The organism is Streptomyces sp. BA2 (genome assembly GCF_009769735.1).
Lineage (GTDB): Bacteria > Actinomycetota > Actinomycetes > Streptomycetales > Streptomycetaceae > Streptomyces.
Genome location: NZ_WSRO01000002.1, coordinates 4,636,795 through 4,662,785, shown reverse-complemented (window position 1 = coordinate 4,662,785; position 25,991 = coordinate 4,636,795). Strand labels below are relative to the sequence as shown.

At 69.6% G+C, this 25,991-nt stretch carries 23 protein-coding genes and 4 tRNA genes; 15 read left to right on the top strand and 12 right to left on the bottom strand.

All coding sequences use genetic code 11. The features are described from left to right. Positions 1-28: 28 nt before the first annotated feature. Positions 29-625: a Uma2 family endonuclease gene (locus tag E5671_RS23645; protein ID WP_160505949.1), complete on the bottom strand. Its 597-nt coding sequence runs from the start codon at positions 623-625 to the stop codon at positions 29-31. Between the two features lie 97 nt (positions 626-722). On the opposite strand from E5671_RS23645, the gene E5671_RS23640 reads away from it, so the two are divergent. The 4 genes from E5671_RS23640 to E5671_RS23625 are packed head-to-tail and all read left to right on the top strand — an operon-like array spanning position 723 to position 3,870. Beyond that, positions 723-1,559, top strand: a complete 837-nt coding sequence (locus tag E5671_RS23640; protein ID WP_160505948.1) for a M23 family metallopeptidase — start codon at positions 723-725, stop codon at positions 1,557-1,559. 5 nt (positions 1,560-1,564) lie between these two features. Then, a complete protein-coding gene (locus E5671_RS23635) occupies positions 1,565-2,203 on the top strand; it encodes a TetR/AcrR family transcriptional regulator (protein WP_160505947.1) in 639 nt (212 codons plus the stop codon). A 9-nt stretch (positions 2,204-2,212) separates the two neighbouring features. After that, entirely contained in the window at positions 2,213-3,007 is a 795-nt protein-coding gene (locus E5671_RS23630) for a maleylpyruvate isomerase family mycothiol-dependent enzyme (RefSeq protein ID WP_160505946.1), read from the top strand. A 50-nt stretch (positions 3,008-3,057) separates the two neighbouring features. Next, positions 3,058-3,870 (top strand): META domain-containing protein, encoded by an 813-nt coding sequence (locus E5671_RS23625; protein ID WP_160505945.1) that lies wholly within the window; start codon positions 3,058-3,060, stop codon positions 3,868-3,870. Here the strand turns inward: E5671_RS23625 and E5671_RS23620 are convergent. Both E5671_RS23620 and E5671_RS47455 read right to left on the bottom strand, forming a co-directional pair. Next, positions 3,830-5,260, bottom strand: a complete 1,431-nt coding sequence (locus E5671_RS23620; protein WP_160505944.1) for a sulfatase family protein — start codon at positions 5,258-5,260, stop codon at positions 3,830-3,832. The genes E5671_RS23625 and E5671_RS23620 overlap by 41 nt on opposite strands. A 76-nt stretch (positions 5,261-5,336) precedes the next feature. Then, a complete protein-coding gene (locus E5671_RS47455) occupies positions 5,337-5,438 on the bottom strand; it encodes a putative leader peptide (RefSeq protein WP_336605825.1) in 102 nt (33 codons plus the stop codon). A gap of 163 nt (positions 5,439-5,601) precedes the next feature. Here E5671_RS47455 and purF point away from each other — a divergent pair, with 163 nt between their 5' ends. Together purF and purM are read left to right on the top strand one after the other, a co-directional pair. Further along, a complete protein-coding gene (purF, locus tag E5671_RS23615; protein ID WP_160505943.1) occupies positions 5,602-7,128 on the top strand; it encodes an amidophosphoribosyltransferase in 1,527 nt (508 codons plus the stop codon). Positions 7,129-7,165: 37 nt separating this feature from the next. Next, complete coding sequence (gene purM, locus E5671_RS23610) at positions 7,166-8,233, top strand: phosphoribosylformylglycinamidine cyclo-ligase (RefSeq protein WP_160505942.1); 1,068 nt, start codon at positions 7,166-7,168, stop codon at positions 8,231-8,233. A 129-nt stretch (positions 8,234-8,362) separates the two neighbouring features. Here the strand turns inward: purM and E5671_RS23605 are convergent, their stop codons facing one another. Both E5671_RS23605 and E5671_RS23600 read right to left on the bottom strand, forming a co-directional pair. Further along, positions 8,363-8,620: a DUF3073 domain-containing protein gene (locus tag E5671_RS23605; protein WP_160505941.1), complete on the bottom strand. Its 258-nt coding sequence runs from the start codon at positions 8,618-8,620 to the stop codon at positions 8,363-8,365. 290 nt (positions 8,621-8,910) lie between these two features. Beyond that, positions 8,911-9,993 (bottom strand): Glu/Leu/Phe/Val dehydrogenase dimerization domain-containing protein, encoded by a 1,083-nt coding sequence (locus E5671_RS23600; protein ID WP_160505940.1) that lies wholly within the window; start codon positions 9,991-9,993, stop codon positions 8,911-8,913. Positions 9,994-10,203: 210 nt separating this feature from the next. Between E5671_RS23600 and E5671_RS23595 the strand changes: the two genes are divergently transcribed. Together E5671_RS23595 and bldC are read left to right on the top strand one after the other, a co-directional pair. Continuing rightward, positions 10,204-11,079 (top strand): hypothetical protein, encoded by an 876-nt coding sequence (locus E5671_RS23595; RefSeq protein ID WP_160505939.1) that lies wholly within the window; start codon positions 10,204-10,206, stop codon positions 11,077-11,079. Positions 11,080-11,603: 524 nt separating this feature from the next. After that, the gene (gene bldC / locus E5671_RS23590; RefSeq protein WP_003949541.1) at positions 11,604-11,810 is read left to right on the top strand and encodes a developmental transcriptional regulator BldC; all 207 of its coding nucleotides are present in this window, start codon (positions 11,604-11,606) and stop codon (positions 11,808-11,810) included. Positions 11,811-12,364: 554 nt separating this feature from the next. Here the strand turns inward: bldC and E5671_RS23585 are convergent. The 3 genes from E5671_RS23585 to hrpA form a co-directional block, all read right to left on the bottom strand. Beyond that, positions 12,365-12,610 (bottom strand): DUF6274 family protein, encoded by a 246-nt coding sequence (locus E5671_RS23585; RefSeq protein ID WP_160505938.1) that lies wholly within the window; start codon positions 12,608-12,610, stop codon positions 12,365-12,367. 132 nt (positions 12,611-12,742) lie between these two features. After that, positions 12,743-12,817: transfer RNA gene (locus E5671_RS23580), tRNA-Asp, on the bottom strand. 120 nt (positions 12,818-12,937) lie between these two features. Then, positions 12,938-16,891, bottom strand: coding sequence for an ATP-dependent RNA helicase HrpA (hrpA, locus tag E5671_RS23575; protein WP_160505937.1), 3,954 nt, complete (start codon positions 16,889-16,891; stop codon positions 12,938-12,940). A 105-nt stretch (positions 16,892-16,996) separates the two neighbouring features. On the opposite strand from hrpA, the gene E5671_RS23570 reads away from it, so the two are divergent. From E5671_RS23570 to E5671_RS23555, 4 genes are all read left to right on the top strand, one after another. Continuing rightward, positions 16,997-17,359 (top strand): hypothetical protein, encoded by a 363-nt coding sequence (locus E5671_RS23570; protein ID WP_160505936.1) that lies wholly within the window; start codon positions 16,997-16,999, stop codon positions 17,357-17,359. Between the two features lie 64 nt (positions 17,360-17,423). Then, the gene (locus tag E5671_RS23565; RefSeq protein WP_160505935.1) at positions 17,424-18,182 is read left to right on the top strand and encodes a DsbA family protein; all 759 of its coding nucleotides are present in this window, start codon (positions 17,424-17,426) and stop codon (positions 18,180-18,182) included. Further along, the gene (locus tag E5671_RS23560; RefSeq protein ID WP_160505934.1) at positions 18,179-19,036 is read left to right on the top strand and encodes a cytochrome c biogenesis protein CcdA; all 858 of its coding nucleotides are present in this window, start codon (positions 18,179-18,181) and stop codon (positions 19,034-19,036) included. Before E5671_RS23565 ends, E5671_RS23560 begins: the two co-directional genes overlap by 4 nt. Positions 19,037-19,066: 30 nt before the next feature. After that, positions 19,067-20,215 (top strand): ABC transporter permease, encoded by a 1,149-nt coding sequence (locus E5671_RS23555; protein ID WP_160505933.1) that lies wholly within the window; start codon positions 19,067-19,069, stop codon positions 20,213-20,215. 191 nt (positions 20,216-20,406) lie between these two features. On the opposite strand, the gene E5671_RS23550 is transcribed toward E5671_RS23555, so the two are convergent. From E5671_RS23550 to E5671_RS23535, 4 genes are all read right to left on the bottom strand, one after another. Beyond that, positions 20,407-20,480, bottom strand: a tRNA-Phe gene (locus tag E5671_RS23550). Positions 20,481-20,506: 26 nt separating this feature from the next. Beyond that, positions 20,507-20,581: transfer RNA gene (locus E5671_RS23545), tRNA-Asp, on the bottom strand. A gap of 39 nt (positions 20,582-20,620) precedes the next feature. Next, positions 20,621-20,693, bottom strand: a tRNA-Glu gene (locus tag E5671_RS23540). 79 nt (positions 20,694-20,772) lie between these two features. Next, complete coding sequence (locus tag E5671_RS23535) at positions 20,773-22,329, bottom strand: metallophosphoesterase family protein (protein WP_160505932.1); 1,557 nt, start codon at positions 22,327-22,329, stop codon at positions 20,773-20,775. A 59-nt stretch (positions 22,330-22,388) separates the two neighbouring features. Here E5671_RS23535 and E5671_RS23530 point away from each other — a divergent pair, with 59 nt between their 5' ends. From E5671_RS23530 to E5671_RS23520, 3 genes are all read left to right on the top strand, one after another. Beyond that, positions 22,389-22,739, top strand: a complete 351-nt coding sequence (locus E5671_RS23530) for a metallopeptidase family protein (protein WP_336605824.1) — start codon at positions 22,389-22,391, stop codon at positions 22,737-22,739. Positions 22,740-22,839: 100 nt separating this feature from the next. Further along, positions 22,840-23,409 carry a hypothetical protein gene (locus E5671_RS23525; protein WP_160505931.1) on the top strand — a complete coding sequence of 190 codons (570 nt, stop codon included), beginning with the start codon at positions 22,840-22,842 and terminating at the stop codon, positions 23,407-23,409. Positions 23,410-23,709: 300 nt separating this feature from the next. Further along, a complete protein-coding gene (locus E5671_RS23520; RefSeq protein ID WP_160505930.1) occupies positions 23,710-25,953 on the top strand; it encodes a DEAD/DEAH box helicase in 2,244 nt (747 codons plus the stop codon). Positions 25,954-25,991 lie beyond the last annotated feature (38 nt).

Genomic DNA, 25,991 nt, shown 5'->3' with positions numbered 1-25,991 from the left:
TGCCGGGGCGAGGCCTTCCGTTCGTCCATCAGTCCAGGAAGTCGAGGAGCTCGGTGGTGTCGAGCTTGATGCCGACCGGGTCCGGCAGGTCTACGGCAGCTCCCATCCGCATCTCGTGGACGTCGGTATAGCGGGCGGTCTCGGCATCGGGCTTGCTGTGGACCACGACCTTGCCGAACTCGCGGTCGATGAGCAGGTACACCGGAATCCCGGCCGCCGCATAGGCGGCGGGCTTCTCCTCGCGGTCCCGACGGTGCGTGTCGGTGTCGTACGAGGTGACCTCGACCGTCATGAGCACACCACTGGCGTCGGCCCAGTCGCGGCGGCCTTTGAAGTAGCCCTTCGGCGCCAGCGAGCTGTCCGGGCGCGCACGGCCCTTGCGGTACGTCTGGATCGTCAGCCCGTGCTCCGCGCTGTAAAGGCGCAGGTCCGGCCTGTGCTGCATGCACTGCTCCTGTAGCCACGTCACGATCTCGACGTGGTCCCCGTCCGGCACGTTCTTGACCCCGATCCGTCCGTTGACGAACTCCAGCCTGACGCCCTCGAGCTGCTTTTCGGCGAGGCGGGAGAGCTCCTCGAAGTCCTCCACCGACATCTGAGACGTGTGCTCGGCCATGACTGTCATGTTGCACTCCTCCCTGGGCAACGGCCAGTGTTGTCCGCTGACCAGCAGTGCCGGGGGTGTTCGGGGATCGTTCACCCGTATGAGGGGGCCACGCACCATGTCTGTACGTCAGCGCAAATTCGCCGTCCGGCTTCAGTACCTGCTGGTGCTGTGCGTCATCGGCGATGTGATCGCCGGGTTCTTCGTGGACCTGCCGTACCCGTACTGGGTGGGCTGGATTGCGATCGTCGGGGTGATCGTGATCGCCCTCGCGCGGCGCGGTTCCATCAGCAGGGAGATAGCGGCAGCGCCTCCGGCCGCCCGGGAGATCGCACCGCCCGTCACCGGCCGCTGGTCCGCCATGAACAGCCCCGCCGACAAGGTGCCGAGCCACGGCACGCACGGCTACGGGCAGACCTACGCGATCGACATCGTGGCCGAGCCGGAGGGCAAGGAGCGTCCCGCCTTCGCCTGGGCCTGGCCCATCGCGCGGGGCAACGAGGCCTTCCCCGCCTTCGGGGCCCCGCTGCTCGCCGTCGCCGACGCCACCGTCGTACACGCGGAGGACGGCCAGCGCGACCACCTCAGCCGCAACTCCCTCGTCGCGCTCGTCTACTTGATGATCGTCGAGGCCATCGTGCGGACGCTCGGCGGCGCCCGCCGCATCGTCGGCAATCACATCGTGCTCGACCTCGGCGAAGGCACGTACGCCATGTACGCCCACGTCCAGCACGGCTCGCTCGGCGTACGCGCCGGGGACAAGGTCCGGGCCGGGCAGGTCGTGGCCCGCTGCGGGAACTCCGGCAACTCGACCGAACCGCACGTGCACTTCCAGCTGATGGACGGCCCCGACCTGGACACCGCGCGGGGTGTGCCGTTCCGCTGGCGGGGGATCGGGGTGCCCGCGAACGGCGAGACGTTCACGGTGCGGGAAGAGGCCCTCCCGGTACCGTGACCTGCATGACTGAGGAGCTCGGGCTGCGCGCGCGCAAGAAGAAGCAGACCGCGTCGCGCATCTGGCAGGCCGCCGTGGACCTCTGCTCCGAGCGGGGCTTCGATCACGTCTCCGTGGCGGAGATCGCCGAGGCCGCCGAAGTGTCGAAGATGACCGTCTTCAACTACTTCGGCACCAAGGAAGGCGCGATCGTCGGCCCGATGGAGGAGCACGTCGGCGACCCGGCCCGCGCGGTGCGCGAACGGCAGCCCGGCGAGTCCGCGGTCGTCGCGATGCGCGGCCGGTTCCTGGAGCAGATCGCCGGGCGCGACCCGTCGATCGGCCTCAGCGGCGACCCGCGCGCCCTCAAGGTGCGCCAGCTCATCAGCGAGACGCCGACCCTCGCTCTCCGCATGGTCAGCTTCCACATGCGCAGCATCCAGCTCCTCGCGGACGCGCTCGCCGAGGAGACGGGTGACATGCTCCTCGCGCGGGTCGCCGCCGCCCAGCTGATCGGCGCCCGGAACGCGCTCATCGTGGAGAACCATCAGCGCACCCTCGACGGCGATCCGCTCGACGAGATCGCCGAGGACTGCGCCGCGGCCGCCGAGCGCGTGTTCGGCCAGGTGGAAAAGGGTCTCCAGGGGTACCCCGGGAAGAATTAGGCTCGGCCCATGCCACCGGCCAAGAAGCGCACGCGTATCTACGACTCCGCCAAGATCCGCACCGCCGTGCTCGCCCAGTTCGGGAACGTACGAGAAGCGGTCGCCGCCCTGGAGCCCGAGCAGCTCGCCCTGCCGACCCGGCTCGGCAGCTGGACCGTCCGCGAGCTTGCCGCGCACCTCACGATGGCGCTCGGCGGCGCCACCCGCTTCCTCGTCATGCCGGAGCCCCCGGCCCGTGAAGTGGCCCTGCTCGACTGGCCGTTCGCGACCGCCTCGGCCGCGGCGCAGGTCGACGAGGCATCGCGGGCCTTCGCCGCGCGGGACGACCTGGACGAGCTGTACGCGCGCACGCTCGCAGGCTTCGAGGAAGCCCTGCCGGACGTCACGGCGGGCCGCCTCATGCCGACCCGGTTCGGCGCGATGGCCCTCGACGACTTCCTGGTCACCCGCACCGTCGAACTCATCGTCCACACCGACGACTTGAACGACGCGGTGCCGGGCCTGGACGTCCCGTACGACCGTCAGGCCCTGGCCGCCTGCACCCGGCTGCTCGCCGACGCCCTCGCGGTGAAGGCCCCCGGCGGCGCCGTCGAGGTCAGGATCCCGCCGTTCGCCGTGGTCCAGTGCGTGGAAGGGCCCCGGCACACCCGCGGAACCCCGCCGAACGTCGTCGAGACCGACCCCCTCACCTGGATCCGCCTCGCGACCGGGCGTACGGACTGGAAGACGGCCCTCGACGCGGCGAAGGTCAGTGCGAGCGGGGAGCGGGCGGACCTGGCGGGGCTGCTGCCGGTCATGAGCTGATCAAGAAAGCCGAGGGGAACCAGAACCCCCACTTGTCCCGTCACAGCGGCATGCAGAAGCAACGACTGACTCCGACCGTCATGGCCCTGGCCGCCGCGGGCATGCTCACCGCGTGCGGCACCGAGACCGGCTCAGGCAGCGGGTCCGTCGGGTCCGAACCGCGCCTCGCCGGCGTCCACTGGAGCGTCGAGAGCGTCACGGTGAACGGCAAGAAGCAGCAGGCTCCGACCGACGCCTACGTCAAGATCGGCGACAAGGGGAAGGCCGAGGGCAACTACGGCTGCAACGGCTTCACGGCGGACGTGTCGACGGACGGCGACACCGTCGACTTCGCCAATGCCCTCTCCACCAAGAGGGCCTGCGACAAACTGGACTTCGAGAACGCTTTCAAGGGCGCCCTCGGCAAAGGCGAGCTGAAGGCCGCGGTCGACGGCGACAAGCTGACGCTCACCACCGACAAGGGAGAACGCGTGGCCCTCACCTCGGAGCCGGACGTCCCGCTGACGGGCACCAAGTGGAACGTGAACGCCATCGGCGACGGCAAGACCACGGCGTCCCTGCCGAAGGAAGTGGACGGCAAGGCCCATCTGACCTTCGACGAGGACGGAATGGTCCGCGGCAAGCTCGGCTGCAACAACGTCTCGGCCAAGGCCGAGGTGAAGGGCGACAGCATCACCCTGGGCGCTCCCCGGAGCACCCGGATGATGTGCGAGGGAGCGGCGGCGGACGCCGAGAAGAAGCTCCTGAAGCTCTTCGACGGCAAGGTGGACTTCAAGCTGACCCACCGGGGGCTCTCGCTCACCACCGCCGACGGCACGGTCGTCAGCGCGAACGCCGACCTGAAGCAGACGAAGGAGAAGTAGCGGGGTAAGGCAGCAACCCCGCGTCGGTCATCTCCCACGCCGCCTTCAGCTCCGCCAGCAGCTTCGGCTCGTCCACGGCCCGGTCGGCCTGCTCCCGCTGATCCGCGGTGAGGTGGAAGAGCTGGTCCTCGCCGCCCTTGCCCCGGTAGTACTTCCACTCCCCGCGCCGCAGCGCCCGCTCCCCGCGCACCCGCCAGAACAGCTCCCGCTCCGCGAGCTCCTCGCCCTTCAGGAGGTACGGCGCGAGGCTGGTCCCGTCCAGCGGGTGCCCGGGGCTCGGCCTGGCTCCGCCGATCTCCAGGAGCGTCGCCGTCCAGTCCGGTGTGAACACGGGCTCGTGGCTGACCTGCCCGCCGTCCAGCCGCGCCGGCCACCGCACGATGGTCGGCACCCGGATGCCGCCCTCCTGGAGCGAGGCCTTGTTGCCCGACAGAGGCCAGTTGTACGAGAAGCGCTCACCGCCGTTGTCGGAGGCGAAGAAGACCAGGGTGTCCCGCTCCTGCCCGGACTTCCTCAGAGCCTTCAGGACCTCACCGACCGACCGGTCCAGGTCCTGCACCATCTCCGTGTACTTCTCGACGGAGCCGCCGTCCTGGTGCCAGAGCGCACCCTTCTCGCCCGCCTCGATCCGCCGCACGATCTCGGCGCTCTGCTCCTCGTCCCCGTCGGCGATCCACGGCCAGTGCGGGGTGGTGAAGTTCAGATTGAGCAGCCACGGCTTGCCTCCGCGGTCCCGCCCCACGTACTCGCTCGCCCTCTCGGTCAGGATCCGCGTGTAGTAGCGCAGGTCTTTGTACTCGGCATCGCCCTCATAGAGGTCGTACTCACCGCCGAGCCCCAGCTTCGAGTAGTACTTCAGGGCTCCGCCGAAGTTCCCGAAGAACTCGTCCCAGCCCGACCTGGTGGGGGAGTAGTCCGGCAGATAGCCGCAGTGCCACTTGCCGATGAGCGCGGTCGCGTACCCCGCGTCCCGCAGCAGCGAGGCCAGCGTCGGATGTGTCGGCTCCAGGCCCACGGCCTTGTCGGCTATCGGCTCCGCGAGCCCGCCCTTCGTACGTCCCGGGAAGCGCCCGGTGTAGAGGCTGAAGCGGGTCGGCGAGCAGGTCGCGGACCCGGAGTAGGCGTCGGTGAACCGCACGCCCTGGCGCGCTAGGCGGTCCAGGTTCGGCGTCTTGATGTGCGGCGACCCGTAGGAGGAGAGGTCGGCCCAGCCCAGGTCGTCGCCGAGGATGAAAAGGATGTTCGGCCGCCGACCGCTCCGCCGCGTGGCCGCGCGGAAGGGCCGCTCACGGGCCTCGGCGGTGGCGGGCAGACCCACCGCGGCGGCGCCGGCTCCCACGGCACCCCCGAAGGCGCGTCGGGACAGAGGGGACTGGTCGTACGAAGGCATCGCGGCGCTCCTGAACGGGGCACGGCGCGGCAGGGCGGCACGTGCCCGGAGTCTGGAAGTGGGACAGAGAGTGAGTTCAGACAGCGCTGCGACAGATGGCGCTCGCGACACGGACCAGGTCGACGTGGCGGCGCTCCACAAGGGTGACCGTCAGGTCACCGAGGGGCGGCAGGGGCATGGACCAGGAGCTTCACGGGTCCCGGCCACCCCCGTCAACGCTCCGGCTCATCTGTTCACACGGGCTTCGTACTTCCCGTACGCACCGGGACCGCAATCACGCTCCGTACAGACCCCGTATCCCCAATTCGGACCAGTGGTCGATCTCGCCTACACTCGGTGTCGTGCCACGTGGTGACGGTCGACTCAATCATGATCTGCTCCCCGGCGAGAAAGGCCCCCAGGACGCTTGTGGCGTCTTCGGTGTCTGGGCCCCGGGTGAAGAGGTCGCCAAGCTCACTTACTTCGGGCTGTACGCCCTACAGCATCGAGGCCAGGAATCCGCGGGAATCGCGGTCAGCAACGGCTCCCAGATCCTTGTCTTCAAGGACATGGGGCTCGTCTCCCAGGTCTTCGACGAAACCTCTCTCAGCTCGCTCCAGGGGCATATCGCGGTCGGTCACGCCCGTTACTCGACCACTGGAGCCTCCGTATGGGAGAACGCCCAGCCGACGTTCCGTGCCACCGCGCACGGCTCCATCGCGCTCGGGCACAACGGCAACCTCGTCAACACGGCCCAGCTCGCCGAGATGGTCGCCGAACTGCCCAAGGAGAACGGCCGCGCGACCCAGGTCGCGGCGACCAACGACACCGACCTGGTGACGGCTCTCCTCGCGGGCCAGACGGACGACGACGGCAAGCCGCTGACCATCGAAGAAGCCGCCATGAAGGTCCTCCCGGACGTTCAGGGCGCCTTCTCCCTCGTCTTCATGGACGAGAACACGCTGTACGCGGCCCGCGACCCGCAGGGCATCCGCCCGCTGGTCCTCGGCCGCCTGGAGCGCGGCTGGGTCGTCGCATCGGAGTCCGCCGCGCTCGACATCTGCGGCGCGAGCTTCGTCCGCGAGGTCGAGCCCGGCGAGTTCGTCGCGGTCGACGAGAACGGACTGCGAACGTCCCGATTCGCGGAAGCGAAGCCCAAGGGCTGTGTCTTCGAGTACGTCTATCTGGCGCGCCCCGACACCGACATCGCCGGCCGGAACGTCTACCTCTCGCGCGTCGAGATGGGCCGGAAACTCGCCAAGGAAGCTCCGGTCGAGGCCGACCTCGTCATAGCGACCCCGGAGTCCGGAACGCCCGCCGCGATCGGTTACGCGGAAGCCTCCGGCATCCCCTTCGGCGCCGGCCTCGTCAAGAACGCCTACGTCGGCCGGACCTTCATCCAGCCCTCGCAGACGATCCGGCAGCTCGGCATCCGCCTCAAGCTGAACCCCCTCAAGGAAGTCATCAAGGGCAAGCGTCTTGTCGTCGTCGACGACTCGATCGTCCGCGGCAACACCCAGCGCGCCCTGGTCAAGATGCTCCGCGAGGCCGGAGCCGCCGAGATCCACATCCGGATCTCATCGCCGCCCGTGAAGTGGCCCTGCTTCTTCGGCATCGACTTCGCGACCCGCGCCGAGCTCATCGCCAACGGCATGACGATCGACGAGATCGCCACCTCGATGGGCGCCGACTCGCTCTCGTACATCTCCATCGACGGCATGATCGAGGCCACGACCATCGACAAGCCGAACCTCTGCCGCGCCTGCTTCGACGGCGTGTACCCGATGGACCTCCCCGACCCCGAGCTGCTCGGCAAGCAGCTCCTGGAGACGGAGCTGGCCGCCGGTCCGGCGTCCACGGCAGCGGCCGACGCGATCCGTCGCCCGTAAGCCACCCGTAGTAACGACACGAAAGCTCTCAATCACCATGCCTGAGACCACTGGTGCCAGCTACGCAGCCGCAGGCGTAGACATCGAAGCGGGCGACCGCGCCGTCGAGCTGATGAAGGAGTGGGTGAAGAAGACGAAGCGCCCCGAGGTCCTCGGCGGCATCGGCGGCTTCGCCGGACTCTTCGACGCCTCCGCCCTCAAGCGCTTCGAGCGCCCCCTGCTCGCCTCCGCCACCGACGGCGTCGGCACGAAGGTCGACCTCGCCCGCCAGCTCGGCGTGTACGACACCATCGGGCACGACCTGGTCGCCATGGTCATGGACGACATCGTGGTGTGCGGCGCGGAGCCGCTCTTCATGACCGACTACATCTGCGTCGGCAAGGTCCACCCCGAGCGTGTCGCGGCCATCGTGAAGGGCATCGCCGAGGGCTGTGTGCTCGCAGGCTGCGCCCTCATCGGCGGCGAGACGGCCGAGCACCCGGGTCTGCTCGGCCCGGACGACTTCGACGTCGCGGGCGCCGGCACGGGCGCGGTCGAGGCCGACCGTGTCCTTGGCCCCGATCGCATCCGTAAGGGTGACGCGGTCATCGCCATGGCGTCCTCCGGCCTTCACTCGAACGGGTACTCGCTCGTCCGGCACGTGGTCTTCGATCGCGCCGGCTGGTCCCTGGACCGCCAGGTCGAGGAGTTCGGCCGCACGCTCGGCGAGGAGCTCCTGGAGCCCACCAAGATCTACTCCCTGGACTGCCTGGCGCTCACCCGCACCACGGACGTCCACGCCTTCAGCCACATCACGGGCGGCGGCCTCGCGGCGAACCTGGGCCGGGTCATCCCGGACGGTCTGCACGCGGTCGTCGACCGCGAGACCTGGACGCCCGGCGCGGTCTTCGACGTCGTCGGCAAGGCAGGCCAGGTCGAGCGCCTGGAGCTGGAGAAGACGCTGAACATGGGCGTCGGCATGATGGCGATCGTCCCCGAGGAGTCCGCCGACGCGGCCCTCGCGACCCTCGCGGACCGCGGCGTGGACGCCTGGATCGCCGGTGAGATCACCGAGCGTGGCGAGCACACGACGGGCGCTGAGCTCATCGGTACGTATTCAAATTAAATACGCCTCGAAGTAAGCCCCCGGCGGGGCAGCACAAAACCCGGTCCGGGGTGGTGACCACCCCGGACCGGGTGAAGTGCAGTTGCTACGAGAACTGCGAATACTGCGAGTGCTACGAATGCAACGAGGTCAAGCGCCGCGGCGCTGCGACGAAGGACCGGACTCGTCGGCAGAGTCCTCGTCCTCGTCGTCGTTATACAGATCCGCGTACTGGGCGTACGGGTCGTCTTCCTCGTCGTCGTCCTCGAACGGCTCGCCATTCGGCGGCTGTTGCGAAGTCGAAGCGCCCAGCTCATTGGCCAGACGCGAGAGGTCAGTCCCGCCGCTGCTGTACTTCAGCTGGCGGGCGACCTTCGTCTGCTTGGCCTTTGCCCGGCCGCGCCCCATGGCTCGACCCCCTCGGATATGGGGCTTGGTGACCCCAGAGTCTTGACACGCGTTCATGATCAGGAACGGGCTCTCCGTGGAGAGGCCGGTCCGTAGGGCTTCCACGGTACCTGCTCCTGCGGCCATACGGTACGTCGCCCGCAGGACGCGCCTCGGCGCAGAACCCGCGAGGAGCCCTGTCCTCGCTGGTCAACTGCGATTTTAACCTCTTCTTGTCGGGCGACCCGCCGACGGGGGTGAGTCTTGTCTCTCGCGCACGTCGACGGGGCCCTTCCACGGCACCTGCGGAGTCAGCGGAGGCGGGCCTCCGCCATCCGCTGCTCGGCGATCCTGTCGGCCGCCGCGGCCGGCGGAATGCCGTCTTCCTTCGCACGAGCGAATATGGCAAGAGTGGTGTCGAAGATCTTCGACGCCTTCGCCTTGCACCGGTCGAAGTCGAAGCCGTGCAGCTCGTCGGCGACCTGGATCACACCGCCCGCGTTCACCACGTAGTCCGGCGCGTAGAGGATCCCGCGGTCGGCGAGGTCCTTCTCCACACCCGGGTGTTCGAGCTGGTTGTTGGCGGCGCCGCAGACCACCTTCGCGGTGAGCACCGGCACGGAGTCGTCGTTCAGGGCGCCGCCCAGCGCGCAGGGGGCGTACACATCGAGGCCCTCGACCCGGATCAGCGCCTCGGTGTCGGCGACGGCTGTCACGGACGGGTGCTTGTGGATGATCCGGTTCACGGACTCCTCGCGCACATCGGTGATCACGACCTCGGCGCCGTCCTCCAGGAGGTGCTCGACGAGGTGGTGGCCGACCTTGCCGACGCCCGCGACGCCGACCTTGCGGCCGCGCAGCGACGAGACGCCCCACAGGTGCATGGCCGAGGCGCGCATGCCCTGGAAGACACCGAAGGCGGTGAGCACCGAGGAGTCACCTGCGCCGCCGTTCTCGGGGGAGCGGCCGGTCGTCCAGCGGCACTCGCGCGCGACGACGTCCATGTCCGCGACGTACGTACCGACGTCGCACGCCGTCACGTACCGGCCACCGAGCGAGGCCACGAAGCGGCCGTAGGCGAGGAGCAGCTCCTCGCTCTTGATCTGCTCGGGGTCGCCGATGATCACGGCTTTGCCGCCGCCGTGGTCGAGACCGGCCATGGCGTTCTTGTACGACATCCCGCGCGCGAGGTTCAGCGCGTCGGCGACGGCCGCTTCCTCGCTCGCGTACGGATAGAAGCGGGTGCCGCCGAGGGCCGGGCCCAGGGCGGTGGAGTGGATGGCGATGACGGCCTTGAGGCCGCTGGCACGGTCCTGGCAGAGCACTACTTGCTCATGGCCCCCCTGGTCCGAGTGGAACAGGGTGTGCAGGACGCCGTTGTCTGCTTCGGTCACTGTGGTGACTCCCGGTCAAGTGGCGGCGGTTGGGCGGGCTCCCGTGCGGGTGGCGGGGGTCCGATGGGCATGAGACTAAAGCCTGTGAGAACCCGGTGGCCGCGCAGTGCCGAGGATCACCCTCTCCCGGCGCAGCGAGCGGTACGGCGGAGTTCGGCCATGGCACGATTTGCAGTGTTTTCCAGCCGGTACGCGGGGGAGGGAGCAGCCGTGCCCAAGGTGTCTTCGTTGGTCGTCCCGTACGCGTCCTACTTGCGCGTCTATGAGCCTCTCGCGGCCTTTCCCGAACCTGAACGAGACCACTGGGCGCGGTACGCGCGGCGCACCGACCGCCCCTCGTACCAGGAGGAACTGCGGCGCTCCCTGGCCGACTTGCTGCCGACACCGCCGGTGCCCGTCCCGGTGCACGAGAGCAGCGACGCGTTCGTGGTGGAGGCCGACGGAGTGGTGTGCGTCTGCCCCTGGCGCACCCGGCTGCGCGGCTGGCAGGCCCTGGGGGAGCTGGTGGGGCAGCTGCCGGTGCCGGTCCTCGACGCGGTCCTGCCGCCGGTGGTGCGCCGCCAGACGGCCGCGGACTACGAACAGTGGCTCGCCCGGAACCCTGACGCGCGCCCCTGGATCCGTACGTCGACGTGGCAGGTGCCGCTGAACTGGTTCGTGCTCGTCTCGGACGAGGAGCGTCAGTTCGAGAAGGGGTACGAGAAGCGGGGCGAGGACGAAGAGCGTGCGGCGGTGGCCTGCGCGCCCGTCCTGCGCTACCGCACGCCGATGGTGCAGGCGCGGCGCCGGGTGGCCCGCGGGCTCAGGACGCTGCGGGACGCCCTCGACGACGGACCGCTCGTCGAGGGTCTCATGGACGTGGGCCGGTGGCTGGAGGAGTTCCATCCGCGCTCCCTGGTCGAGCTCGACTACGGCGGGCTCGTGCATGCCCTGTCCGAGGGGCAGCTCGACGAGGACCACTCGGCGGCGGACGTGGCGGAAGGAATCGAGGCGCTGCGCAACGGCGACGGCGAGGGTGCCGGCGAGGCGTATGCGAGGCTCATGGAGCGATGGAGGGCGGTCCGGGACCGCCAGTTCTCGAACTGAGCCTCGGCCCGTTCTCGAACTCGGCGTCAGCGGGGCGTTGGTGGGTCACCCCCACGGGACACCCTGACGTGACGCCTACACGGGACGTAGGTCCCGATCCGGGCTTTTGTATCAAGCGTGACGGACCGCACTTACGGGGCCCTTGCGCCCATCACCCCCCCTCGTGCCAAAATAGGACAAGGAGTCCGGGGAGGGCTCCTTCCGTCCATGTATGGGCGGAATACTCAGCATTGCACGCTATGGGGGGTCTGTTGACTCCTGATCGCTCTGTGACTGATCGTCACTGTGGCGTGACTGTCCGCTATGGCATGGTCCATCGGCTTCCGTCGCTGATAGACACCTGGGAGGGCAATTCCATCGGTTTGGCCGACGTGGCTGGACGGATGGTGTAGTTGTAGTGCCGAGGACAAGCCGTTCGTCCTATAACCGACTCGACTCGCGTCCGCCATTTCGGGCAACGCGGGTCAAGGTGCAGAATTTAGAGGAATGAACCGAGAAGGTTCGGTTCTCCGAGGAGGCCGCTCATGACCGCTCGCACCCCTGATGCCGAGCCGCTGCTGACCCCGGCTGAGGTTGCCACGATGTTCCGCGTCGACCCGAAGACGGTGACGCGCTGGGCCAAGGCTGGCAAGCTCACGTCGATTCGCACGCTCGGCGGGCATCGTCGTTACCGCGAGGCTGAGGTCCGCGCACTGCTCGCGGGCATCCCGCAGCAGCGCAGCGAGGCTTGATTCACCGCAAAACCGCAGTAATCGCAGTATCCGCAGTAATCGCAGTACTCGGACGAAGAGCACGACCGCTGTCGGGTCCCCCAACCCGTCCGCAACGTCCGACCTCTAGCTACACGCGACGCGGGTCCCGCCCCAACGGGTCCCACGCCTGAGCCTCATGGGTGAGTCGTTTCGATCGCGCTGGACTCCGCCGGGTCCAGCGCGATCTTTTTTGTGCGCCCGGGAGGTGCTGGTGAGCGCCGCTGTGAGCGGGCTTGTTGGTCTCTGAGGAGTGCCGTTGCGCTGCCGCTGGGCCGGCCGGGGGGAGGCCGCCCAGGTGCTGGGTGGAGCCCCCTCCGGGTGGTGCAATTGCACATATTAAATTGACCTGTTGTAGGACGGGTGTAAGTTCCGGGGTTTCCAAAACTCCTTCGGTGACACCCATCACACGCCGTGACTCTTGTTGCCCTCGATGCCTCTGGGCTAGTGGAGCAGCTGGTGGAACCGCTGGAATCGCCTGCCCCGCCCAGGAGTTCAGCCTCCCATCGCGGAGGGGGGTCGCGGGTCGGCTTTGGTCACGCGTTCGGGGGACTTTCGTCCTCGTCCGGCTCGCAGCCCTCGCAGCCGCCCTCACAGCCGCCCTGGGCGGCAGAGGTGGCCGAGGCGGCGGAGGCGGCGGACGAGGTCTCCAGGGCGAGCCGCTCGAGCCGGTGGCAGATCGGGCAGTGCCGGGTCACGTGGCGATAGCTGGTCGCCGCGGAGAGGTGGGCGCGCAGCAGCGCGCGTATCTCGTGCCGTGCGGACGCCGCTGAAGCCGTCATACGCCACCTCCCGCTGGGGAGCGGGTCGCGCCCCGTTCCCTGTTGTCTAGGTACCGGCGGAATGTGACGCAGTCAAGATGCGGGAACGACGATGGGCCGCATCCCTGAGGGATGCGGCCCATCGATCTACTGCGGTCCTGACGGGATTTGAACCCGCGGCCTCCACCTTGACAGGGTGGCGAGCACTCCAAACTGCTCCACAGGACCTTGCTTTGCGGCGTCCACGCGACGGAGTCGCATATTGACTCTGTGCTGCGTTGCGCTGCGAGACAGGACTCTACAGCAGCGCAGGCCCGGCGGTCGAACTCACCCAGGGTGCGCGGATGATCACGGTGCGGCCGCGTCGATCGCCTTCACGATCCGCTTGTCCGAGACGGGGTACGCCGTGCCGAGCGCGTGCGCGAAGTAGCTGACCCGGAGCTCCTCCAGCATCCACCGGATGTCCAGGACCTCCTGGGGGACGGAGCGGCCCTGCGGGAGCTGTTCCAGGAGCCAGGCGTACTCGTCCTGCATCTCGTGGACCTTCTCCATGCGCGAGGTGTCCCGCTGCACGTTCGTCGGCATCTGCTGGAGCCGGCGGTCGGCGGCCACCATGTAGCGCATCAGGTCGGCCAGCCGGCGGATCCCCGTGGCCGTGACGAAGCCGGGGCCGATGAGGGCGTCCAACTGCGCCCGTACGTCCGTGAGGTTGGGCAGCAGCGTCGGGCTCTTCGTCGACTTCAGGCGGCGCTCGCAGGCCTGCCAGGCGGCGAGGACCTGCTGGACCTGGGCGACCGTGCGGACCGTCGTGTCGACGATCTCGGCGCGCACCTTCTCGTACAGCTTGCGGTACGACTCCTCGTCCCAGGCGGGACCGCCGAAGTCGCCGATCAGTTTGTCCGCGGCCGCCATCGCGCAGTCGGCGAAGAGCGCCTGGATGGAGCCGTGCGGGTTCGCGGACAGGGCGATCTTCTGGGCGTTGGTCAGCTTGTCCGAAGCGAACTTGGCCGGATTCACCGGGATGTTGCGCAGGATGAGGCGGCGCGTGCCCTTCCACATCGCCTGCTGCTGCTCGGCCTCGGTGTCGAAGAGGCGTACGGAGACGGTGTTCGCTTCGGAGCCGTCGTCCACGAGCGCCGGGTACGCCTTCACCGGCTGGCCCGCGCGACGCGTCTCGAAGACACGGCTGAGGGTGCCGATCGTCCAGTCCGTGAGGCCGGATCGCTCGACGGCCGCGCCGCCACTGCGCTCGGCGGTCGCGGCGGCCGCCTGGGAGAGGGCCTTGCGGGCCTTCGGGCGGAGCTGGAGCTTCAGCGCCTCCAGGTCCTTGTCCTCGGCGAGCTTCCTGCGCCGCTCGTCGGTGATCCGGAAGGTGATCTTCAGGTGGTCGGGTACGCGCGTGAGGTCGAAGTCGTCCGGTGAGACGGGGACGCCGACCATCCGCTGGAGCTCTCGCGCCAGCGTCACGTGCAGCGGTTCCTGGAGCGGCACGGCGCGGTCGAGGAACGCCGTCGCGTAGTTGGGCGCGGGGACGTAGTGCCGGCGGATCGGCTTGGGCAGGGAGCGGATCAGCTCGATCACGACCTCCTCGCGCAGGCCCGGGATCTGCCAGTCGAAGCCGTCAGCGGTGACCTGGTTCAGGACCTGGAGCGGTACGTGCACCGTGACGCCGTCCGCGTCCGCGCCCGGCTCGAACTGGTACGTCACCTTGAACTTGAGCGCGCCCTGACGCCACGTATCGGGATAGTCGTCCTTCGACACGTCCCCGGCACGTTCGTTGATGAGCATCGAGCGCTCGAAGTCGAGCAGCTCCGGTTCCTCGCGCTGCTTCTTCTTCCACCAGGAGTCGAAGTGCGCCCCGGAGACGACGTCTTCCGGCACCCGCTGGTCGTAGAAGTCGAAGAGCGTCTCGTCGTCGACGAGGATGTCGCGGCGCCTCGCGCGGTGCTCCAGCTCCTCCACCTCGGTCAGGAGGCGGCGGTTGGCGGCGAAGAACTTGTGGTGCGTGCGCCAGTCGCCCTCGACGAGCGCGTTGCGGATGAACAGGTCGCGGGAGACCTCGGCGTCGATCCGGCCGTAGTTCACCTTGCGCTGGGCGATGATCGGGACGCCGTACAGCGTGACCTTCTCGTACGCCATCACGGCCGCCGCGTCCTTCTCCCAGTGCGGCTCGCTGTACGTGCGCTTGAGCAGATGCTGGGCGAGCGGCTCGACCCACTCCGGCTCGATCTTCGCGTTCACGCGGGCCCAGAGGCGCGAGGTCTCCACCAGCTCCGCGGACATGATGAAGCGCGGGGGCTTCTTGAAGAGCGCCGAGCCGGGGAAGACCGCGAACTTGGCGGACCGGGCGCCCAGATACTCGTTCTTCGCGCCCTCCTTCACGTCCTTCATCCCGATGTGGGAGAGCAGCCCGGCGAGCAGGGAGATGTGCACCTGCTGCTCGGGTGCATCGTCCTCGTTGAGGTGGATGCCCATCTGCTTGGCGACCGTACGCAGCTGGGTGTAGATGTCCTGCCACTCGCGGATCCGCAGGAAGTTCAGGTACTCCGCCTTGCACATCCTGCGGAACGAGGACGAGCCGCGCTCCTTCTGCTGCTCGCGGACGTACCGCCACATGTTGAGGAAGGCCAGGAAGTCGGACGTCTCGTCCTTGAAGCGCGCGTGCTGCTGGTCGGCCTGCGTCTGCTTCTCGGCGGGGCGCTCGCGCGGGTCCTGGATGGAGAGCGCGGCCGCGATCACCATGACCTCGCGTACGCAGCCGTTCTTGTCGGCCTCAAGGACCATGCGGGCCAGGCGCGGGTCCACCGGCAGCTGGGCCAGCTTGCGGCCCTCCGGGGTGAGGCGCTTCTTCGGGTCCTTCTGCGTCGGGTCCAACGCGCCCAGTTCCTGGAGGAGTTGGACGCCGTCGCGGATGTTGCGGTGGTCCGGCGGGTCGATGAAGGGGAACTTCTCGATGTCGCCGAGACCGGCCGCGGTCATCTGCAGGATGACGCTCGCCAGGTTCGTACGGAGGATCTCCGCGTCGGTGAACTCGGGGCGGGCGGTGAAGTCCTCCTCCGAGTACAGGCGGATGCAGATGCCGTCCGACGTACGGCCGCAGCGGCCCTTGCGCTGGTTGGCGCTGGCCTGGCTGATCGCCTCGATGGGCAGCCGCTGCACCTTCGTACGGTGGCTGTAGCGGGAGATGCGGGCCGTGCCGGGGTCGATGACGTACTTGATGCCCGGGACGGTGAGGGAGGTCTCGGCGACGTTCGTCGCGAGGACGATGCGTCTTCCCGTGTGCTGCTGGAAGACGCGGTGCTGCTCGGCGTGCGAGAGGCGGGCGTAGAGGGGGAGGACCTCGGTGAACTTGTAGTTCTTCTTGTTCAGCGCGTCCGCCGTGTCCCGGATCTCGCGCTCTCCGGAGAGGAAGACGAGGATGTCGCCCTTGCCCTCGCCCTGGAGCTCCTCGACGGCGTCCGTGATCGCGGTGATCTGGTCGCGGTCGCTGTCCTCGGCATCCTCCTCCAGGAGCGGGCGATAGCGCACCTCGACCGGATACGTACGGCCGCTGACCTCGACGATCGGGGCGTCCCCGAAGTGCCGGGAGAACCGCTCCGGGTCGATGGTCGCCGAGGTGATGACGACCTTCAGGTCCGGGCGCTTGGGGAGGAGCTGGGCGAGATAGCCGAGCAGGAAGTCGATGTTCAGGGACCGCTCGTGGGCCTCGTCGATGATGATCGTGTCGTACGCGCGCAGCTCGCGGTCCGTCTGGATCTCGGCCAGCAGGATGCCGTCCGTCATCAGCTTCACGTACGTGGCGTCCGGGTTCACCTGGTCCGTGAAGCGGACCTTCCAGCCGACGGCCTCGCCGAGCGGCGTCCTCAGCTCGTCGGCCACGCGCTCGGCCACCGTGCGGGCCGCGATACGGCGCGGCTGCGTATGGCCGATCATGCCGCGGAGGCCACGGCCGAGCTCCATGCAGATCTTGGGGATCTGCGTCGTCTTGCCGGAGCCCGTCTCGCCCGCGACGATCACGACCTGGTGGTCGCGGATCGCCTCGGCGATGTCGTCCTTCTTCTGGCTGACCGGGAGTTCCGGCGGATACGTGATCTTGGGCAGACGGCTGCCCCGCTCGGCCATCCGCGCCGCGGCCTTGTCGACGTCCGCCGCGATCTCGGCGAGGACGGCGGCTCGGGCATCGGGCTTGCGGATCCGGCGCGCACCCTCGAGCCGGCGTCCGATCCGGTGCTCGTCGCGCAGCGACAGCTCGGACAGGCGCGGGGCGAGGGCGTCGAGGGTGAGGGCAGGCTGCGTAGACATACGGCGTCCAGGATCTCACCCGCCGCTCGGAGGTGGCGAACCGATTTCTCTGGCGGGGCGCCCGGGTTTCTCCGGCGAGGTGCCCGGGGACGTACGATTCCGGGCATGTCGTCCCGTACGCGTCTGTCGTGGTGCCCCTTGCTGGGGGTACTGCTCGTCGTGCTCGGGGGGTTCTGCGCGCCCGCGATGGCCGCGCAACCCGTGGCGAAGCCCACCGTGTCGGTGCAGGCCGAGGCGTCCGCGGGGGCGCCCGGCTGCGGCAAGGGCGGACAGCGGGACGCGGGTCAGGCTCCCGCCGCTCCGCCGCGCTCCAGCTCGGCGTACGAGCTGCTGCCCGCCCTGCATCAGGCCCATGCCGCGTCCGGCGCGTGGGACCTCGGGCAGACGGTGCCGTCCCTGACGCCGGAGCGCGGGCCGCCGCCGCTCACGCCGCCCTCGCCCATAGACCTCTCGATCCTGCGCGTGTAGAGGCCCCTGTCCCGGGGCCCTTCAACGACGTACATCACGTGCAGGAACGAGAGAGAACTCCCTGATGCCCAAGAACAACAACAAAAAGAAGAACATCGCCATCGGAGCGGGCGTGGCCGTCGCCGCCCTGCTGCTCGGCGCCGCTTCCTACAGCGCCACCAGGCCCGACGAGCCCTCCTCCGTCACCGCGAAGGAGGAGTCCCCCGCCGACGTCTCCGCCGACCCGCAGGCCGGGGTCTACCCGGAGCTGGCCAAGCTCGCCCGGCGCGACGGCAAGGACGCCCTTGCCCAGGGGCGCAAGGACGCGCCGGTCGTGCTCATCGAGTACGCCGACTTCAAGTGCGGCTACTGCGGGAAGTTCGCCCGCGACACCGAGCCGGGCCTCGTGAAGAAGTACGTCGAGGACGGCACCCTGCGCATCGAGTGGCGCAACTTCCCCATCTTCGGGGCCGACTCCGAGTCCGCAGCGCGCGGCGCCTGGGCCGCCGGGCAGCAAGGACGCTTCTGGCAGTTCCACGCGGCGGCCTACGCCGAGGGCTCCAAGGAGAAGGGCTTCGGGGGCGACCGCCTGAAGGAGCTCGCCGAGCAGGCCGGGGTCAAGGACATCGGCCGCTTCACGGAGGACGCGGGCAGCGCTGCCGCCAAGGCGGCGGTGAAGAAGGACCAGGAGGAGGCGTACGGCCTCGGCGCCACGTCGACCCCGTCCTTCCTGGTCAACGGGCGGCCCATCTCCGGCGCACAGCCGGACGAGGTCTTCGACCAGGCGATCGAGCAGGCGGCCGCGGCCGAGGGCAAGGCGGGGGACAAGGCGGGGGACAAGTGACCGCCGACGTCGGGTACTTCGCGGCGTTCCTCGGCGGTCTCCTCGCCCTGGTGAGCCCGTGCAGCGCGCTGCTCCTGCCCGCCTTCTTCGCGTACTCGATCGACTCGACCTCACGGCTGCTCGCGCGCACCGGCATCTTCTACGCCGGTCTCGCGACGACCCTCGTGCCGCTGGGCGCTGCGGGCTCGGTCGCCGGGCGGTTCTTCTTCGGGCACCGGGACCAGCTGGTGCTCGTCGCCGGGTGGCTGATCATCGCGCTCGGTGTGCTCCAGGTGGTGGGCATGGGGTTCGCCTCGCGGAAGATGGCCGAGCTTTCGGGCCGCATCCGGCCGACGACCGCGGTCTCCGTGTACGCGCTGGGTGCGGTGTACGGGCTCGCCGGTTTCTGCGCGGGGCCGATCCTCGGCAGCGTCCTGACCGTGGCGGCGGTGAGCGGGAGTCCCGTCTACGGGGGCCTGCTGCTCGCCGTGTACGCGCTGGGGATGGCCGTTCCGCTGTTCGTCCTCGCGCTGCTCTGGGAGCGGTTCGACCTGGGGCGGCGGAGGTGGCTGCGGGGGCGTGCCTTCCGTATCGGCCGCTTCGAACTGCACACGACCTCGCTCCTGTCGGGCCTCTTCTTCGTGGCCCTGGGTGCCCTCTTCCTCGCGTACGACGGGACCACCGCGCTTCCGGGACTGCTCGACGTGGACGACTCGTTCGCCGTGGAGCGGTGGGCCGGGAACGTGGGCCGGGCAGTGCCGGACTCGGTGCTGCTGGTCGGCGTGGTGGCGCTGGTGGGCGCCGGGTTCGCGGTGCGGGCGTGGCGGAGGAGGTCCGGTGGGGGGAAGGGGCCGGTCGAGGCCGAGCAGGGGTGAGTCTGTTTTGGGTGGTTTAGCGTTGTTCGTATGCCTGAACAGCCCGACCAGCCCGACCAGCCCGACCAGCCCGACCACGAAGAACACCGGCACGGCGCTCACGGCGCTCACGGCCCCCATGGGGCCCACGGAAGGGCTCCCACCGGGCGTGAGCGGTGGTCGGCGTTCAAGGAGTCGCCCTTCCTGCCCGCGGTCGTCCTCGTGTTCATCCTGGCGGCGGCCGCGGGCCTCTTCGCGGGTTCGTACACGTACTCCATGGCGAACCCGACCCCGCACCGCATCCCCACCGCGGTGGTCGGCGCCCAGGAGGCCACGCGGGGCAAGGCGTTCCTCGACGGCATGGAGAAGGCGCTGAACGCCTCCCTTGAGTTGCACGAGTACGACAGTGTCGCCGCGGCGAGGAACGGCGTGGAGGAGCAGAAGGTCTTCGCGATCCTCGCGGTGGCTCCGGGGGGCGGGGACAAGGTGAGGTTCGACGTCTCGGGGGCGTCGGGCGCCTCGGTCGCGCAGGTCCTGGCGGAGACGGCGCCGAAGGTGGGGAAGAAGGTGGGGGTGCCGGTGACCGTGAAGGACATCAAGCCCCTCCAGGAGGGCGACCCACGGGGCCTCGCGATCTTCTACATCTCGCTGGCCGCGGTGATCATCGGCTTCGTCGGGGCGATTCAGCTGAGCGTGCACGCGCGGGGTCTGAACCCGGCGGAACGGATCGCTTTCACCATCCTCTACGCGCTGCTCGGCGGGTTCGTGATCGCGGCAGTGGTGGACTGGTGGCTGGGGGCGGTGGATCTGCCGTTCGTCGAGTCGTGGCTGATCCTGGCGCTGACGATGTTCGCGTCGGGGATGGTCTTCACGATGTTCAACACCTTGTTCGGGCGCTGGGCGATGATCCCGACGTGGGGCCTGATGGTCCTGCTCGGCAACCCGTCATCGGGCGGCGCGGTGTCCTGGCCTCTGCTTCCGTCGGTGCTCGGCCACATCGGGAGGTGGCTGCCACCGGGGGCATCGGTGAACGCGCAGCACACGGCGGTGTACTTCGGCGGCCACCAGCACGCGTTCCCGTTCCTGGTGCTCGCGGGGTGGGCGCTGGTGGCGTCCACGGTGTTCTGGGTGTGGCGTCACCGGCACCCGGGAGGCCGCGAGAAGCCCGCGGCCCATGCGGCGGTTCCGGCGGCGGGGTGAGCGGGCGGTGCTGTTCCGTCTGTGGGGCGGGGCCGCGCCGGTATGTCCGTCCTCGCCATCGTCCGGTGGCCGTCGGGCTGCTTCGGCGGTCGCTGCAGGGCAATCGGGCGTGTGGGTGGGAAAGGCCTGTTCGCGCTGGTGAGGCCGGGAACGGCGAAGGCCCCGTCCGCTGGACGGGGCCTTCGAAGAGGTGGCTGGGGCCGGGATCGAACCGGCGACCTATCGCTTTTCAGGCGATCGCTCGTACCAACTGAGCTACCCAGCCACGCGATCCGCGAGCGGAATCGCAAGCGGTCCTGACGGGATTTGAACCCGCGGCCTCCACCTTGACAGGGTGGCGAGCACTCCAAACTGCTCCACAGGACCAAGCGTTGTGCGAGCACTAGTCTCGCACAAGGTGTTGCGTGCCCCCAACGGGATTCGAACCCGTGCTACCGCCTTGAAAGGGCGGCGTCCTGGGCCACTAGACGATGAGGGCTAAGGGCCCACCTGGGCGCTTTGCAGCGCGTCGGGGACGTGAGAAGCATATGGGATGCGGGGAGCTATCGCCAAAACGGTTATCGGGGGGCCGGGGTGCCGGTCCCGGAGGGACGGCCCCCAGGGGCCGGCGAGGGTGTCGCTCCGGGCCGGTTCTCCTTCGGCAGATGGCGGCTGACCTCCGCCTTCGTCAGTCCGAGGCCGCCCAGTTTGATCTCGTCCCAGGCCTGGAGGCGCCGGGTGTCGCGGTCCAGGTAGAGGACCGACGTCTCGACCGGGTCGGGGTACTTGCCCTCCACCGCCCGCAGCCCGCTGCCGCCCGTCGACCCCTCGATGCGCAGGCGGGTCCCGCGGTCCATGACCTCCATCTCCGAGTGGTGCACATGACCCGCGAGGACGAGCGGCACCTCGCCGTCCGTCTCGCGCGCGGCATCGGGGTTGTGCGCGACGGCGACGTCGACGGGGGTGCCGGCCGCCTGCTGGTCGCGCAGGGCCGAGGCGAGCCGGATGCCCGCCATCTCCTCGGCGGGCTTGCCCTCCGCCGCCACCGAGCGGTCCGGGGTGTACTGCGGATCGCCCGTCCCCGCGAACCGCAGGCCCGCGACCGACACGGCCCTGCCCTCGTCCAGGACGTGGACGTTCTTCATGCGCTGGAGGTAGCGCTGGGTGGTGTGCGAGTCGTGGTTGCCGCGGACCCACACGTACGGGGCTCCGAGGTCCTCGATCGGGTCCAGGAAGGCGTTCTCGGCGGCGCTTCCGTGGTCCATCGTGTCGCCGGAGTCGACGATGACGTTGATGTCGTACTGCTCGACGAGCGAGGAGATGATCTTCCAGCTCGCCGGGTTGAGGTGGATGTCCGAGACGTGCAGGACACGGATCGTGGACGGGTCGGGCTGGTACGCGGGGAGCGTCGACGTCACGTCGTACAGCTTCGTCACGTTGGTGACCAGGCGCGCCAACTCCTGCTGGTACACGTCGAATTCGCTCACGATGCTGCGGGCGTTGCCGACCACCGACGGCGCGCTGCTGAGGAGGCCGGAGAACTTCGGTTCGAGGACCGACTTCGGGTTCCACGTCGCGTACGCCGCCGTGCCCGACGCGGCGAGCAGGGCGAGGGCGAGGCCGCCCGCCGCGAGGGCCCGGCGCGGGCGCCGGTAGACCGCGAGGCCCAGTGTCGTGGCGCCCGCGACGACGGCCGCGCAGGAGCGCACGGCCAGGTCGAGCGTGCCGTGCCCGACGTCCTTCGCCACCTCGTCCTGGAGGCCCGAGAGGCGCTCGGGGTGGTCGACCAGGGCCTGGGAGCGGACGGGGTCCAGGCGGTCCACGTCCACGTCAAGGCGGATGGGTGCGATGTGCGAGCGCAGTTCGAGGGCGCCCAGCGGGGAGACGTCGATCTTCGTGCCGCCGGTGAGCGAGGGGCGCAGCGTCATCCGCGTGTCCATCGGCCCCACCGGCGCGTGCACGCTGCCGACGATCAGCAGGCCCAGCCAGGCGCCGAACAGGACGACCGCGACCAGGCCCATGGCGCGGCCGTAGGGATGCGGAGGGCTGACGAGTTCGCCGACCGGACGAGGGTGGCGGGATCGGTAGTGGCGTACGAGGGCGGCGGGCGCACGGAAGTCGCGAAGCCGGACCATTGGGGCCGTATGCCCATGGGGGCGGGTGGCTATGCGGGGCTGTGGCTGACAATGGGGGTGTGCTGGAGATGACGCGGGAAGAGTTCGAGGAACTGGTCGCCGAGGCGCTCGACCGGATTCCTCCCGAGTTGACGCGGTTGATGGACAACGTGGCGGTGTTCGTGGAGGACGAACCACCGGCCGAGGACCCGGAGCTGCTCGGGCTCTACGAGGGGACGCCCCTGACGGACCGGGGCGAGTGGTACGCGGGAGTGCTGCCCGACCGGATCACCATCTACCGGGGGCCGACGCTGCGCATGTGCGAGTCGCGCGAGGACGTGGTCGCGGAGACCGAGATCACCGTGGTGCACGAAGTCGCACATCACTTCGGGATCGACGACGACCGCCTGCACGCCCTGGGATACGGCTGACGGCCGGTGCCACGGGCCGTGCGCCGGTCCGTGTCCTCTTGCGGGGCAAGGGAGTTGGGTAGGGCGTCCCCGCTTCTCAGCGCCTCGGAGGTGCTCGGCCGTGCGCCAGTTGTACGTTCCTGTCCGGTGGGCCGCGGCGGCAGTGGCCGTCATGGCGACCGCGGGCTGTATGAGCATCGGCGACGACGGGGGCGGTGAGCCAGGGCCCGCGCGGTCCGCGGGCGAGCGCAGCGCGGCGGCCGCTCCGGACGGCGGGGGCGTGACGCCGGGTGCCGGTTCGGCCGGTGGCCGCGGTGGCGACCGTGACGACGGGAAGGGCGGCAAGCGCGGCAAGGGCGGCAAGGGGAAGAGTCCGGGCAAGGGGGGTTCGGGCGGGCGGGGTGGCTCCGGTTCCGGTGCCGCCCGGGCCTCGGCGTCCGCGACCGGCGGCGGCGATGCCCCGGCCCCGCCGACGAAGGACGGGCGGCCCACGCCCACGCGTACGAAGCCCGACGCGCCGCGCCCCACGCCGACGCCCGATCCCCCGAAGCCGACCCCGACGCCGACTCCCGAGCCCACTCCGGAGCCCTCCTCGTCGGCGCACGAGCCCCCGAAGCAGGAAGCGCAGCTGGGGGAGCGGTCGGAGGGGCTCAGGTCGCGGGAGCCCTCACCGGAGGCGGGGCCCGCTTAGGGCGGGGTTGGGAGGGGTTCGTCAGGGTTTGGCCTCCCTGTCCGAAAACCCGCTTCGTCGCAGGTGGGACGAGCTGTGAGGGGTGGAATCGAAGGTGCCCCGGAGGGTGCGGTTTGCCTTCTGGGGGGTTGGGTGCGTATGGTGGTAGATCGTTTGATCCCATTTGCCCGGCGCCGAAAAAGAAGAGCGCCGCGTGGCGCGTACTCTCCCTTGCCGTGGCTGACCGCATAGAGGCGGTCCATTGCGAAATCACGGAGTTGACGGGCGCGTGCCGAGACTCCGGAAGGTTTCGCATTTCGCATGTCCATTTCTCATTCTGACCACGCCGTCCTGCCCGAGAACGAGACGACCGACGAGCTGACGGTGGAGCCCACCGTCGACGCGGTCGAGGTCGTCGAGACCGTCCAGGCAGCCGACGTCGTGGAAGCCGCCGAGCAGGTCGTCGAGACCGAGGCGGCCGACGAGGCCGCCGAAGAGGCTCCGGCCGGCCCCACCTTCGGTGACCTCGGTCTGCCCGAGGGCATCGTCCGCAAGCTCGCCCAGAACGGCGTGACCTCCCCCTTCCCGATCCAGGCCGCGACCATCCCGGACGCCCTGGCCGGCAAGGACATCCTCGGCCGTGGCCGCACCGGCTCCGGCAAGACCCTCTCCTTCGGCCTCCCGATGCTGGCGACGCTGGCCTCCGAGGGCCGCACCGAGAAGAAGAAGCCCCGCGGCGTCATCCTGACCCCGACGCGTGAGCTCGCGATGCAGGTCGCGGACGCGCTCCAGCCGTACGGCGACGTGCTCGGCCTGAAGATGAAGGTCGTCTGCGGCGGTACGTCCATGGGCAACCAGATCTACGCCCTCGAGCGCGGCGTCGACATCCTCGTCGCGACCCCGGGCCGTCTGCGCGACATCATCAGCCGCGGCGCCTGCTCGCTCGAGAACACCCAGATCGCGGTGCTCGACGAGGCCGACCAGATGTCCGACCTGGGCTTCCTGCCCGAGGTCACCGAGCTGCTCGACCAGGTTCCGTCCGGCGGCCAGCGGATGCTGTTCTCGGCCACGATGGAGAACGAGATCTCCACGCTGGTCAAGCGCTACCTGAACAGCCCGGTCACGCACGAGGTCGACAGCGCCCAGGGCAACGTCACGACCATGACCCACCACATCCTGATCGTGAAGCCGCGGGACAAGGCGCCCGTCACGGCCGCCATCGCCTCGCGCAAGGGCCGCACGATCATCTTCGTCCGCACCCAGCTGGGCGCGGACCGCATCGCCGAGCAGCTCTGCGAGTCCGGCGTGAAGGCCGACGCGCTGCACGGCGGTATGACGCAGGGCGCCCGTACGCGCGTTCTTGAGGACTTCAAGAAGGGCTACGTCAACGCCCTCGTCGCCACGGACGTCGCCGCGCGCGGCATCCACGTCGACGGCATCGACCTGGTCCTGAACGTGGACCCGGCCGGCGACCACAAGGACTACCTGCACCGCTCCGGCCGTACGGCCCGCGCGGGCCGCTCCGGCACGGTCGTCTCGCTCTCGCTGCCGCACCAGCGCCGCCAGATCTTCCGTCTGATGGAGGACGCGGGCGTCGACGCCACGCGTCACATCATCAACGGCGGCGGCACCTTCGACCCGGAGGTCGCCGAGATCACCGGCGCCCGTTCGATGACCGAGGTGCAGGCCGACTCCGCGGGCAACGCGGCGACCCAGGCCGAGCGTGAGGTCAAGGACCTCACCAAGGAGCTGGAGCGCGCCACCCGCCGCGCGACGGAGCTGCGCGAGGAGGCCTCGCGTCTCACCGCGCGTGCCGCCCGCGAGCGTGGCGACGACCCGGAGACCGCGGTCGCCGAGGCCACCGCCGCAGCCGAGGCCGAGGTCGAGGCCGCTGTCTCCGTCCCGGAGCAGTCCGCTGCACCGGCCGCCCGCGAGGAGCGCCGTCCGCAGCGCGACGAGCGCGGCAACTACGAGCGTGAGCGCCGTGACGACCGCGGTGGCCGTCCCTCCTCGGGCGGTTTCCGTGGCGGTGACCGTCGTGAGGGCGGCGACCGCGGCGGCTTCAACCGTGACCGCGGCAACGACAGCCGTGGCGGCCGTTCCTTCGAGCGTCGTGACGACCGCTCCTCGGGTGGCTTCCGTGGCGGCGACCGTCGCGAGGGTGGCGGCGGCTTCAACCGTGACCGCAACGACCGTGGCGGCTCCGGCTTCCGTCGTGACGACCGTCCCTCGGGCGGCGGCTTCAACCGTGACCGCAACGACCGTGGCGGCTCCGGCTTCCGTCGTGACGACCGTCCCTCGGGCGGCGACCGTGGCGGCTTCCGCCGCGACGACCGCCGTGACGACAACCGCGGTGGCTCGAGCTTCCGTCGCGACGACCGCCCGTCGGGCGGCCACCGCGGCAGCGACCGCCCGTTCAACCGTGACCGCCGTGACGACCGCCCCTCCGGCGGCGCCCGCTCCGGTGGCCACGACCGCCCGGCGTTCAACCGCGACCGCTCCGGCACCGGCACCGGTTCCTTCGGCCGCCGTGACGACAAGCCGCGCTGGAAGCGCAACGGCTGAGGCCTGAGCGACTGAACCACGGCAGCGGGCCCGTCCCT